The organism is Kitasatospora sp. NPDC056783 (genome assembly GCF_042789895.1).
GTDB lineage: Bacteria > Actinomycetota > Actinomycetes > Streptomycetales > Streptomycetaceae > Kitasatospora.
Map to the genome: position 1 here is coordinate 1 of NZ_JBHUAF010000264.1, position 12,149 is coordinate 12,149.

The 12,149-nt window shown below is 74.5% G+C and carries 11 protein-coding genes and 2 pseudogenes; 9 read left to right on the forward strand and 4 right to left on the reverse strand.

The features are described 5' to 3' along the window. Positions 1–428 precede the first annotated feature (428 nt). Complete coding sequence (locus ACFRMQ_RS28930; RefSeq protein ID WP_380733609.1) at positions 429–1,160, reverse strand: hypothetical protein; 732 nt, start codon at positions 1,158–1,160, stop codon at positions 429–431. A gap of 197 nt (positions 1,161–1,357) precedes the next feature. Here ACFRMQ_RS28930 and ACFRMQ_RS28935 point away from each other — a divergent pair, with 197 nt between their 5' ends. Both ACFRMQ_RS28935 and ACFRMQ_RS28940 read left to right on the forward strand, forming a co-directional pair. Then, positions 1,358–2,512 carry an anion permease gene (locus ACFRMQ_RS28935; RefSeq protein ID WP_380733610.1) on the forward strand — a complete coding sequence of 385 codons (1,155 nt, stop codon included), beginning with the start codon at positions 1,358–1,360 and terminating at the stop codon, positions 2,510–2,512. Beyond that, positions 2,509–2,757, forward strand: a complete 249-nt coding sequence (locus ACFRMQ_RS28940; RefSeq protein WP_380733611.1) for a hypothetical protein — start codon at positions 2,509–2,511, stop codon at positions 2,755–2,757. Before ACFRMQ_RS28935 ends, ACFRMQ_RS28940 begins: the two co-directional genes overlap by 4 nt. Before the next feature lie 160 nt (positions 2,758–2,917). On the opposite strand, the gene ACFRMQ_RS28945 is transcribed toward ACFRMQ_RS28940, so the two are convergent. Then, on the reverse strand, positions 2,918–3,838 hold the full coding sequence (locus tag ACFRMQ_RS28945) for an alpha/beta fold hydrolase (RefSeq protein WP_380733612.1): 921 nt from the start codon (positions 3,836–3,838) through the stop codon (positions 2,918–2,920). A 110-nt stretch (positions 3,839–3,948) separates the two neighbouring features. Here ACFRMQ_RS28945 and ACFRMQ_RS28950 point away from each other — a divergent pair, with 110 nt between their 5' ends. The 6 genes and pseudogenes from ACFRMQ_RS28950 (at position 3,949) to ACFRMQ_RS28975 (ending at position 9,760) form a co-directional block, all read left to right on the forward strand. Then, on the forward strand, positions 3,949–5,880 hold the full coding sequence (locus ACFRMQ_RS28950) for a BTAD domain-containing putative transcriptional regulator (RefSeq protein ID WP_380733613.1): 1,932 nt from the start codon (positions 3,949–3,951) through the stop codon (positions 5,878–5,880). Positions 5,881–6,311: 431 nt separating this feature from the next. Continuing rightward, positions 6,312–6,449, forward strand: a complete 138-nt coding sequence (locus ACFRMQ_RS28955; protein WP_380733614.1) for a hypothetical protein — start codon at positions 6,312–6,314, stop codon at positions 6,447–6,449. Positions 6,450–6,471: 22 nt separating this feature from the next. After that, positions 6,472–6,825, forward strand: a pseudogene (locus ACFRMQ_RS28960) (GNAT family N-acetyltransferase); the annotation flags it as partial. A 124-nt stretch (positions 6,826–6,949) separates the two neighbouring features. Beyond that, the gene (locus tag ACFRMQ_RS28965; RefSeq protein WP_380733616.1) at positions 6,950–7,948 is read left to right on the forward strand and encodes an ankyrin repeat domain-containing protein; all 999 of its coding nucleotides are present in this window, start codon (positions 6,950–6,952) and stop codon (positions 7,946–7,948) included. A gap of 20 nt (positions 7,949–7,968) precedes the next feature. Next, positions 7,969–8,151: pseudogene (locus ACFRMQ_RS28970) on the forward strand (VOC family protein); the annotation flags it as partial. A gap of 208 nt (positions 8,152–8,359) precedes the next feature. Beyond that, the gene (locus ACFRMQ_RS28975; RefSeq protein WP_380733617.1) at positions 8,360–9,760 is read left to right on the forward strand and encodes an erythromycin esterase family protein; all 1,401 of its coding nucleotides are present in this window, start codon (positions 8,360–8,362) and stop codon (positions 9,758–9,760) included. Between the two features lie 101 nt (positions 9,761–9,861). Here ACFRMQ_RS28975 and ACFRMQ_RS28980 read toward each other — a convergent pair whose 3' ends face one another. Continuing rightward, a complete protein-coding gene (locus ACFRMQ_RS28980) occupies positions 9,862–10,347 on the reverse strand; it encodes a rhodanese-like domain-containing protein (protein WP_380733618.1) in 486 nt (161 codons plus the stop codon). Between the two features lie 230 nt (positions 10,348–10,577). Continuing rightward, complete coding sequence (locus ACFRMQ_RS28985) at positions 10,578–11,453, reverse strand: alpha/beta fold hydrolase (RefSeq protein WP_380733619.1); 876 nt, start codon at positions 11,451–11,453, stop codon at positions 10,578–10,580. A gap of 211 nt (positions 11,454–11,664) precedes the next feature. Here ACFRMQ_RS28985 and ACFRMQ_RS28990 point away from each other — a divergent pair, with 211 nt between their 5' ends. Beyond that, positions 11,665–12,123 carry a MarR family winged helix-turn-helix transcriptional regulator gene (locus tag ACFRMQ_RS28990; RefSeq protein ID WP_380733620.1) on the forward strand — a complete coding sequence of 153 codons (459 nt, stop codon included), beginning with the start codon at positions 11,665–11,667 and terminating at the stop codon, positions 12,121–12,123. Positions 12,124–12,149: the final 26 nt, after the last annotated feature.

Here is a 12,149-nt window from a genome sequence, read left to right on the forward strand (position 1 = left end):
CCCGGGAGCGTAGCCTGCTCCCGGGCCCTTTGATGCCGCCATTCGTGCACACCGGCACGTTGAAGGGCCGCGGATCAGATTGAAATCGACGCGTTCTGCCTTTGAACTACCGTGCCACGGAGCGGCACAGGCGGGACTCGAACCCGCATTCGTCGATGTTCGTCCGCACCCGGTCGATCCGGTGTCCGGCGGCGAATGCTGAGACTGGAGCGGGAGTCTGAGATTCAGGGGGCCCGCCTCTGCCTGGCTTGGGCTACCCCGGCCGGTGGTGCCGGGGGGAGGATTCGAACCTCCACTGTGACCCCTGGGTCAGCTTCAACGTCAGTTTCAGCTTTTCGCACCGCGCAACGCGTGGCCGTCCGGTCTGCCGGACAGGCCTCGACGCGCTCGGTGCACCCGCCCGGCTCCCCGGGCGGGCGATCAGGAGGCTACCGGAACAGGTAGCCGAACACGGCGTCGCCCACCCGCTGGTCGGTGACCTCGACGGCGTTGGCCTCCTCGCGGGCGAACTTGACCGCCTGCTGGAGCTTCTCCACCCGCTCGGCGAGCTCGTTCACCCGACGGGCCGGCAGCGCGCCGGAGAACTTGACCGTCGTCCAGTAGCCGACCGCGACGTCCTCGTAGTAGACCTCGACCTGCGCCGGGTGCTTCTCGGTGGCCTCGGCCTTGACGTGGTTGCGCGGCACCTTCTTGGTCCGGATGGTGCGCACCGGCTCGGTCTTCCAGGCGTCGGTGGACGGGTCGAGGTTCCAGGACTCGGAGGCGTCCAGCACCGGGAGCTTCCGTACGAAGGTGAACAGGTCGGTGAGCTGCTTCTCCAGGAAGAGCAGGTAGGGCACCGGCACCTGGGCGAGCAGCACCTGGCCGTCCACCACCACGTCGGCGCGGGCGTCGACGTTGGCCCAGTCCTTGGTGGCCGTCACGTCGAACAGCCGGGTGAGGGTGTTCGCGGTGGACCGCAGGACGTCCTCGGCCTTCAGCTGCACCCGGGTCGACTCCGGCGGCAACTGCTCGCCCTCCTCGTCCTTGGGCTGGTAGGCGCGGGAGATCCCGGCCAGCAGCGCGGGCTTCTGCAGGTCCTGGTGGGCCTGGGTCAGCTCCTGGAAGGACTTGGATTTGACGCCCTTTTCGACGGCGATGATCTGGTTCAGCTTGGCCACGCCGGGGACGCTAGCAGTTTCGAACTGATCGGCGACAGCGAATTTCTGACGGGCCGAAGCGGGGCCGGCGGAGCAGGACCGGCGGAGCAGGACCTACGGAGCGAGGTCGCCGAAGCGGGGTCGCCGGAGCGCTTCCGCCTCCCGTACGGCGCGCTGGTCCACGGTGGACGGGGCCCGGCGGGCTAGGGTTCGTGCCCGTGAGCGGCAACGATGTGGTCCTGGCGCTGGTGGTGGTCATCGCGCTGGGATTCGACTTCACCAACGGTTTCCACGACACCGGCAACGCCATGGCGACCTCGATCGTCACCGGAGCCCTCCCGCCGCGCGTCGCGGTCGGCGTCTCGGCGGTGCTGAACCTGGTGGGTGCCTTCCTGTCGACGGCGGTCGCCGCGACGATCGCCGGCGGCCTGGTGCACAGCCAGGAGGTGACGCTGACCGTGGTCGTGGCGGGCCTGACCGGCGGCATCCTGTGGAACCTGACGACCTGGTACGTCGGGATCCCCTCCAGTTCCTCGCACGCGCTGATCGGCGGCGTGGTCGGGGCGACCATCGCGGCGGCCGGCGCCTCCGCCGTCAAGTGGCAGGGCCTGGTCGCCAAGGTGATCGTGCCGGCCGCCCTGTCACCTCTCATCGCCGGCGTGGTCGCCGCGCTCGGCACCCGCCTCGTCTACCGCCTCACCCGCGACGTCGCCGAGGACGCGCGCACCCGCGGTTTCCGCGGCGGCCAGGTCGGTTCGGCCTGCATGGTCTCGCTCGCCCACGGCACCAACGACGCCCAGAAGACCATGGGCGTCATCACCCTGGCCCTGATCGCCGACGGGGTGCTGAGCAGCGGGGCGAAGGCCCCGACGTGGGTGATCGCCTCCTGTGCCGCGGCCATCGCCCTGGGCACCTACATCGGCGGCTGGCGGGTGATCAGGGCGTTGGGCAAGGGACTGGTGGAGATCGAGCCGCCGCAGGGGATGGCCGCCGAGTCGGCCTCGGCGGCGGTCATCCTCTCCTCCGCCGACTTCGGCTACTCGCTCTCCACCACCCACGTCGCCACCGGGTCGATCCTCGGGTCGGGGGTCGGGAAGAAGGGCGCGACCGTGCGGTGGACCATCGCCCGCCGGATGGCGGCGGCCTGGCTGCTGACCCTCCCGTCCGCGGCACTGGTCGGGGCGCTGGCCTACTGGGCCGCCCACGGGATCGGCGGCACCGGCGGCGTGGTGGCCGTCTTCGCCGTCCTGGTGCTGGCCTCGGTCGCCTTCTTCGTGGCCTCCCGCCACCCGGCCGTCACCCCGGAGAACGTCAACGCGGCGTGGACCGGCACGGTCATCCCGGAAGCCGCCCCCGACGAGGTGACCCGGTGAACAGCTGGATCGATCCGAACGCGCTCTGGAAGATCGTCGTGGTCGGCATCCTGGCCGGCGCCGGCCTGCCCGCGCTGTTCGCCGTCGGCGTGCGCGCCCTGAACCCGCCGGCGGTCCCCGACCCGACCGGGGCCCTGGTCCGCCGGGTCCCCGGCGCACTCGGCCACGCCGTCGCCGCGGCGTGCTTCGCGGTGGTCCTCGCCGCGATCGGCTGGGGCATCTACGTCATCGTCGCCCACAGCTGAGCGAGCGCGGAGGGCCCCGGCGCCGTACGGCCGGCAGCCCTGATGCGGTGCCCGGCGCACCGTACGGCAGACCGACCGCCGACGCCCGGACCGCCGGGCGGACCGCCGGGCGGCCCGCGGCCCGCGGCCCGCGGCTCGCCCGGCGACCCGGGCAGGGGGATCAGCGGGCCAGCAGGTCCCGGATCGCCGCCGCGATCTCCGCCGGTGCCTCCTCGGCCATGAAGTGCCCCGCCCGGGTCAGCCGGTGGTCCAGGTCCGGCGCCCACGCCCTCCACACCCCGGCCGCGTCGTAGCCCAGCCGCGCCCCCCAGTCCTGCTGCACGACCGTCACCGGCATGGCCAGCTGCGACCCGGCGTCCAGGTCCGCCTGGTCGTGCACCACGTCGATGCCCGCCGAGGCCCGGTAGTCCGCGACGATCGACGGCACCGCCGCGGCGCTCGCCCGCAGGTACTCGGCCCGTACGTCCGCCGGCACGGCGGCCGGATCGCCGGCCCAGGCGTCGAGGAACGAGCCGAAGAACGCGTCCGCGCTGTTGGCGATCATCGTCTCCGGCAGGCCCGGCGGCTGCGCCATCAGGAACAGGTGGTAGCCGACGGCCGCCGGCACTCCGTGCAGGACGTTCCACATGTCGAGCGTCGGCACGACGTCGAGGACGCCCAGATGGGTGACGGCCTCGGGGTGGTCCAGACCTGCCCGGAAGGCGACCAGCGCACCCCGGTCGTGGCCGACGAGGGCGAAGCGCTCGTGGCCGAGCGCCGCCGCCAGGGCCACGACGTCGGCGGCCATGGTGCGCTTGGCGTACACCTCGGGGCCGGTGGCCGCCGGCTTGTCGCTGGCGCCGTAGCCCCGCAGGTCGGGGCAGATCACCGTGTGCTCGCCGGCGAGCAGCCCGGCGACGTGCCGCCACATCAGGTGGGTCTGGGGGAAGCCGTGCAGCAGCACGACCGGGCTGCCGCTGCCGCCGACGGCGGCGGCCAGCTCCACACCATCCGCACCGGGCAGGCGGACGCGGTCGAAACCAGGAGCGGCACGGTCGAAACCAGGAGCGGCACGGTCGAAATCGGGAACAGCGGGCGTCATGGGAGAGCGTCCTTTCGGATCGGGGACCGACCGGGCCAGCCTGCGCGACGGCGATCAGCAGCCGATCAGTACGGTTGGGCGCGCCCGGCCCCGGCCCGCAGGATGGAGGCATGCGAATCGACGTGCTGGGAGCCGTACGGGCCCTGCGTGACGACGGAAGCCCCGTCGACCTGGGCGGCCCCCGCCACCGCGAGGTGCTCGCCCGGCTCGTCGCCGCCGAGGGGCGGATGGTCACCACCGACACCCTGGTCGACGACCTGTGGACCGACCCGCCGGCCCGCGCCGTGGGCGCCCTGCGCACCTTCGTCGGCGCGCTGCGCCGCGCCCTCGAACCCGACCGGCCACCGCGCACGCCACCGCGCGTCCTCGTCACCGAAGGCCCCGGCTACGCGCTGCGCCTGCCGCGCGAGGACGTGGACGTCCACCGCTTCCAGGACGCCCTGGCCCGCGCCCGGCGCGACCCGGGGGCGGTGGGCGAACTCGCCGCGGCGCTCGCGGCCTGGCGCGGGCCCGCCTACGCCGACGTGGCCGGCTCCGCGTGGGCGCGGCGCGAGCGGGCCCGGCTGGAGGAATGGCGGCTGGAGGCGTTGGAACTGCGCGCCCGCGTCCTCCTCGACTCCGGGGAGGGGGCCGACCTGGTCGCCGAACTGGGCGCCCACGTCGCCGAACACCCGTGGCGCGAGCCGGCCTGGGGGCTGCTCGCCCGGGCGCTGCACCGCGCGGGCCGCCAGGCCGACGCCCTGGCCACCCTGCGCCGCGCCCGCGCGATGCTCGCCGACCGGCTCGGGCTGGACCCGGGCGCGGAACTCCGGCGTCTGGAGACGGAGATCCTCAGCGGGGCCGCGCCTCCCGGCGGCGTCGTGTGGAGCGGGCCCGGCGTCGCGCTGGGCCCGCGCACCACCGTGGACCTGGCCCGCACCCTCGCACTGGCGGGCGGCGACGCCCTCGTCCGCTCCCGGCGCGAGCGCCTCGCGGCCGTCCGGGCGGCACAGCGCACGGGGGACCTCCGGCTGACCGCCCGGGTCATCGGCGCCTACGACGTGCCCGCCCTGTGGAGCCGGGCCGACGACCCCGAGCAGTCCCGCGCCGTCGTCGAGGCCGCCGAGCGCACCCTCACCGGGCTCGGCCCCGACGGCCCCGCCGACCTGCGCGCCCGGCTCCTGGCCACGATCGCCGTCGAGAGCCGCAGCGCCGACCTGTCCGGGGCGGAGCCGGAGCGCGCGCTGCGGGCGGCCCGGCAGGCGCTCGCGCTGGCACGCGACCTCGCCGATCCCGCCCTGCTGGTGTTCGCCCTCAACGGGGTGTTCCTCCAGACCTTCGCCCACTGCGGGCTCGCGGCCGAACGGGACGCGGTCGGCGCCGAGATCCTCGATCTGGCCACCCGTCACGACCTGCCGAACTTCGCCGTCCTCGGACGCCTCGTCCGCCTCCAGAGCGCCTCGGCCCTCGGCGACCTCGACGCCGCGGCCGAGCACGCCGAGGCCGCCGAACGGCTCGCCGCCACCACCGAGGCGCCGCTCGTCCCCGTCCTCACCGGGTGGCTGCGGGCCCGGATCACGGCCGCCCGCAGCACCGAACCCGGCGGACCGAGCGCGGCCACCGCCGCGCAGCAGTACCGCACCGCCGAGGACGCCCTGCGGACGGCCGGCATGCCGGGGCTGCACCGAGGCCTGTTCCCGCTCGCCCTCCTGGGGCTGCGCCTGCTGCACGACCGGCCCGCGCCCACCGACCCGCGCCTGGACTGGGGGCCGTACCGGCCGTGGGCGCAGCCCTTGGTGCTGCTCGCCCAGGACCGGCCCGCACAGGCCCGTACCGCCCTCGCCGCGGCACCCGAGCCGTCGCTCGACCACCTCCAGGAGGCGATGTGGTGCCTGAGCGCCCGCGCCGCCGTACGCCTGGGTGAGCGCGCGATCGCGGCGCGCGCCGTGGCCGCCCTGCGCGACGCCCGTACGGAACACGCCGGTGCGGGCAGCGGACTGCTGACCCTGGGGCCGGTGGCGCGCTACCTGGTGGAGGCGGAGGCACTCGCCACGGCCGGGTGAGCGCAGGCGACTCGCGTCCGCCCGGTGTCCGCGACGGTGCCGTCGCCGGGGTGGGCGGCGCTGTGCTCGGCGACGCCTCGGCCTCCAACTTCGGCCTACTTCGGCGTGCGGCACACCAGCGGGACCGACGGGATCCGGCACCTGTCGCGGGTCGGCGCGGCGGCGGTGCTGATCGCGCTGGTGTCGCCCGCCTGCGAAGGGCCGGCGCCGCTGAGCCGTCGGCCCGCCCACGCCGCGGGGGACGACGGACGCCGCCCTGCCGGTCCGTCCGGTCCGGGAGCGGATCCGGACGGCGGACCCCAGGGGGTGAAGTCGCGGCCCGGACCGCGCACTGCCCGTGCGGCCCTCTTCCGGCCCGGAGGGTGAGGCGGTCCGGGAGCGGGCGGAAAAACCGTGCGACAACGGACGAGTCCGCTCCTGCACTCCCCACCATGATCCGTGCTGCGGTGGTGGAGGACGCGCCGGCGATCGGTGCCCTGAAGGTGAGGGCCTGGCGGGCGGCGTACGCGGGATTCATGAGCGCCGGGTACCTCGACGGGCTGGACCCGGCCGGGGAACCGGCGGACTGAGCCGAGTACCTGGCCGAACCTCCCCGACGGGCACCGGCTGTGGGTCGCCGAGGAGGACGGCGCCGTGACCGGCTTCTGCCGGACCGGGCCCGCCGACGGCGATCCGGACCTCGGCGGCGAGGCGGCGGAGGTCTACGGCCTCTACATCGAGCCGGGCCGCATCGGTACGGGCCTGGGCGCGCGCCTGTTCGGCCACGCCGTCGCCGACCTGGAGGCACGGGCCCGCCGGCCGCTGTGCGTCTACGCCTACGTGTCCAACACCTCCGCTATCCGCTTCTACGAGCGGGCCGGCTTCGTGCGGGACGGCATCACCCGCCTCGACGAGGAGGAGGACGGGACGGCCGTCGCCGAGGCACGGCTGCTCAAGCACCCGTAGGACGGGAGCGGGCGAAAGCCCTTCCGGGGCACCCGGCCGGAGCGGCTCGGGGACGACGGCTGTCGGACCCTCGTGGGAACGTGTCCGAAAGGCTGACGCAGCGCACGGGTGGGGGAGGGGCACGATGACGGGCTGGGCCGGTGTGACCTGGGAGAGCTGGCAGGACCACAGCGAGATCCGTGCGCGGCTCGACACTGGAGCAGACCCGGACGCGTGGGGCTCGCGGCGCCCCCTGCACCGGGCGGCGACGGTCGGCTCTCCCGAGGTGGTGGCCGAACTGGCGGGCCGCGTCGCGGACGTGGACGCGCCGGAGGACGGGACGACGGCACTGTGGGAGGCCGTCGTGGCACGCCGTCCGGACAACGCCCGGGCCCTCGTGGCCGCCGGTGCCGATCCGTGGCGGCCGCAGCTCGGCGGCTGGTCCCCGGGCCGCCTCGCCCTGGCCGGCCCGGACCCTGCTCTCTTCCCCCGCTCCGACGGAGAGCCCGGCCTGACGGCGGCCGAGCAGGCCGTCGTCCGGCGCGGCCGACAACTCGTCGAGGCCCTGGGACGCTTCCACTACGAGGGCACCGGCCTCGCCTGCGTCGCGGGCATCGACGCCGCCGAAGCCATCCGCCGGCTGGGGGCGACGCCCGTGGAGGAGGAGTTCATGGCGGACTTCCTCGATGACCCGTACGGCCGCGGTGACGACCCCTACGGGCACGGGACGGACGAGAGCCTGCTCATCGTCGGCGTCACGGCCGTTCCCGGCGGATGTGTCGTCACCCAGCCCTGGGGCTACGTCCCGTCCACCCCTGGGGTGATGGCCCGCCTGACCACCGGCACCGTCGGCTACGGCCTCTACGCCAATCCCAAGAGCGGCAACCAGGGCAGCGTCGTCCGCGACGGCACCGTCGAAGCACGGGGCCTCCACCCCGGCGGCGGCCCCCGTCCCCGCGACACCCCCGAAGAGGTCCTGGACGCCTACCTCTACCACCACCACGCCGTCGCCTTCGCCTGCTCCTTCGCGGGCCTGCTGCCCACCAGCGCCCGCGCCGTCACCGGCCCGGTCGACACTTGGGTCCGGCTGCCCGATCCCGACCACTGGGCCACTGACGCGCGTGCGGCGTCGGGCGTGCGGTAGTACCCCTGGAGAGGCGTGAAACCGTTCCCGTTGTCGCCCCCGACATGAGCATCGAGGTGGACGACGTGGACGCGGCCTACGCGGTCGTGCGGGCGAGCGGTGCGGAGATCGTCCACCCCTTGCAGGACGAGGAGTGGGGCGTGCGGCGGTTCTTCGTCCGCGATCCCAGCGGACGGGTGGTCAACGTGCTGGGGCACCTCTGACTTCCCGGCTCGCCCGCGGGCGGTCGGAGGTGCCCTGACGCACCGCGGGCCCCCGCCGGTCGGGGGGTTAGCCACCGGATTCGGGTGGTGGGCCGCCCCCGGCGAGGACGGTGGCCTGCCCCAGGGCGTCACGGGCCCGCCGATATGAAGATCGACTCATCGAACGCCGAGGTCATCGGCGTTCCGTCGAGTCGAGGTGGTCACAACGATGGCGGGCAACGAGCGGATCGCGCGGCGCGGACTGTTGACGGCGGTGGCGGCGGTGGCCGCCGCGGCCGTGCTGGCCCCGGTGGCGGCGGTCGCCGCGCCGGCGGGCGCGGGGGAGGGCGCAGACGCGGGGGCGGGGGCGGCGCGGCGTTCCGCCGTGGTGGGCGCGCTGGAGGGTGTCGCCCGGCCGCTGCGGACGACGGAACCGGGCGGTGGCAACGCCGACCTGCGGGCCCTGGGCTCGATGATCGGTGACGCACAGGTGGTCGGTCTCGGCGAGGCCACCCATGGCTCGCACGAGTTCTTCGCGATGAAGCAGCGGCTGTTCCGCTACCTCGTCGAGGAGAAGGGCTTCACCAGCTTCGTGCTGGAGACGAGCTGGAGCAGCGGTCTGCGGATCGACGAGTACGTCCAGGGCGGCCCGGGCGACGCGCGGCAGGTCGTCAAGGACGCGCTGGGCGGCAGCCCGTGGGACCGTGAGGAGTTCGCCGACCTGATCGCCTGGATGCGGGCCCACAACCGGAGCCACCCGCGCGACCCGGTCCACTTCGTGGGGGACGACCTTGGCCTCCCGAGGCTCGGCGACCGGATGTTCGAGCGGGTCACCTCCTACGTGCGCGGGGCCCGCCCCGATCTTCTCCCGCGGCTCGAGGGGCTCTACGCGGGCCTGCGGCCGTTCGACGACGCCTTCGCCTACCTGAAGAAGCCGCTCGCCGAACGCCGGGACGCCGCCGCCAGGGCGCAGCTGGCCCTCGACCTGGTCACCGCGAGCGGAGGAGGCACCGGGTCCGGCACCGGTGCCTCCGACGAGGACGCCCACGCGTGGGCCGTGCAGCACGCCCGGAACATCGCCGAGACCTTCGCCTTCTCGGCCCTGGACCTGGACGACCCGGCCTCCGTCTCCGCCTCGGAGCAGCTGCGCGACCGGGCGATGGCGGACAACACCGCGTGGTGGCAGCGCCGTACCGGCGGCAAGGTGCTGCTGTCGGCGCACAACGGGCACACCGGCTACCTGGCCACCGACACCTTCCTGTACCCCGAGCCGCAGGGCGCCCGGCTGCGCGGGGCCTACGGCCACGGCTACGTGGCCATCGGCTTCACCTTCGACCGCGGGTCCTTCCTCACCAACGACGCGGTCCTGACCGACGACTGGAAGACCGTCACCGTCCCGGCGGCCACACCGGACATGAACGAGTACACCCTCGACCAGGTCCGCCACCGGGACTACTACGTCGACCTGCGCACCGCTCCCCGGGCCGCCCGGGACTGGCTGGACGTCAGCCGCCCCACCTACGACGCGGGCTCGGTCTACGTCAGCGACCCGATGCCGAGGCTCGCGATCGGCCGGGCCTACGACGTCCTCGTCCACCTGCACCAGGTCACCCCGGCGCGCAAGTTCTGACCGTCGCGCCGGCCGAGGGCCGGCGGGCTACCGGCCGGCGGCCACCGGACGGGGAGCGAGAACCTGACCTTGGTCCGGGCCCGGGCCCCGCGCGGTGGTCCTCAGCACGCGCAGGAGATGCCCGAGCGCGGGGCGGTCAGGTCGTCGACGGGGCGCTGCTCGGTACCGGTGGCGGATTCGTAGGCGAAGCCCTCGCGGGCCCAGTACTCGAAGCCGCCGAGCATCTCCTTGACCTGGTAGCCGAGGCGGGCGAAGGCCAGCGCCGCGCGGGTCGCGCCGTTGCAGCCGGGGCCCCAGCAGTAGGTGACCACCGTCCGGGACGGGTCGATCAGCCGCGGGGCCAGGTCGGCGATCCGCGTGGTGGGGATGTGGAGGGCGCCGGGGATGCGGCCCTGGCGCCAGGCGGCATCGCCGCGGGTGTCGACCACGATGATGCCGGGTGCGCCGGACGCCAGGTCGGCGTGGACGTCGGAGACGTCCGCCTCGAAGGCGAGGCGGGCGGCGTAGTGGGCGGCGGCCTCGGCCGGGGTGGCGGCGGGCACGCTCAGGACGGCACTGGGGGTCTCGGCGGGAGCGGTGGCAGGCATGGAGGTGGGCGTTCCTTCTGTTCTTGCCGGTGGGGAGGGGGCCGGGGGCCGGGTGGGGTTTCCTCCGGCCGTCGGTGACGGCTCCATCCTCTGGTTCCCGGGCCTGCCCGGCGAGTGGCCTGAACGCCGTAGGCCGCCAAGATCCCGCCAGCCACCGTGGCGGCCGCCCCGCCAGCCTCCCTGGCAGCCGCCCCGCCAGCCGCCCGGCAGCGGCTGCCGGGCGTGGCCGCTCAGCCCGCGGTGGCGGCGAAGTCCCGGATGAGCGCCCAGACGTCGGCGGGCCGCTCCTCCTGGGCGAAGTGCCCGGCGTCGGCCACCACCGCCGTGGTCAGGTCCTCGACCCCGGCCTCGCGCAGGCCCCGGGCGTAGGCGCGGATGTCGCCGCCCTCGCCGTCACCGCGCACGTACAGCAGCGGGGTCCCGACCGGGCCGGCGGCGGCGGACGCGGCGTTGTCCCGGGCGTCCTGGCCGAAGGCCCGGTACAGGTCGAACCCGGCGGTGAGCGCCTCCGGGCTGTCGTAGGCGGTGGCGTGGGCGGCCCGGGACTCGGCGGTGATCCGCCGGGGGTCGGGCGACAGGACGTCGTAGAAGTAGTCGAAGTACGCCGCCTGGCGCCCCCGGACGAGGGTTTCGGGCAGGGCCGGGACGGTGTGCAGCCCGAAGTGCCAGATGTGGGGGTTGCGCAGGACCTCGTCCCACGGGGCGACGCCGGGGACGACGGTGTTCATGACGACGACGCGGTCGACGCCCTCGACATCGGCGAACTGCCGCAGGTAGGCGTAGGCCGCCATCCCCCCGGCGTCGTGGCCGACCAGGGTGGCGCCGGTGAGGCCGAGTTCCCGTACCAGGGCGTGGACCGTCCGGGCCAGCCGGAGCTTCGATCCGTCGCCGGCCGCCCGGGTGGAGCCGCCGATGCCCGGCAGGTCGATCGCGATGATCCGGGCCTGGTCCCGGGCGGCGGCTTCCATCACCCCCAGCCAGGTCCGCCACGACTCCGGCCAGCCGTGCAGGAACAGGAACGGCCGGCCCTCGGGAGCGCCGGACTCCACCACGTGGAGAGGGATGCCGTCGGCCGTCACGGTCGAGTGACGCAGGTCAATAGACATGATTCATGTCTATCAAACGACATGTGACATGTCTATTTCCCGGGGGTGCGTCCGGGCACCGCGTCCGGGCACCGCGTCCGGGCCCTGGGATGGCGCTCCGCCGCATCGGTCCGGTCCAGTGGTCCATCACCGATGACCCCTGGTCTGCCGACCCTTCGGCTCCCCGAACCAGCCAGATGATCATTTGTCAGACACGCCCTAAGATGCCTCCATGAGCGGTGACCACGACCGACCGGCCTTCGAACGCGGCACCGGCTTCCTGCTGGCGCGGCTGGGCTCCCTCACGGCGCGTTCCTGGACGGCCTTCCTCGGCGAGCACCGGCTGACCCAGGGCCAGTACGCCGTGCTGGTCGCCCTCGGCCGGAACGGCGCGGTGGGTCAGCGGCGCCTGGCGGAACTCGTCGCCATGGACGCCCGCAACATCGTCCCCGTCCTCGACCAGCTGGCGGAGCGGCGGCTGGTCGAACGCCGCCCCCATGACACCGACCGCCGCCGGCGCCTCGTCGTCCTCACCGAGGACGGAACCGCCCTCGTCGGGTCGATCGCCGAGGCGGCGGCGGCCGAACAGGACCGCTTCCTCGACGCCCTGACCGAGCCCGAGCGCGAGCAGCTCAACCTCCTGCTCCAGCGGCTCTACGCCGCGCACGTCCGCGCCGCCGACCCGGCCTGAGAGCCCCGGGGCCCTCGGACCGGGTC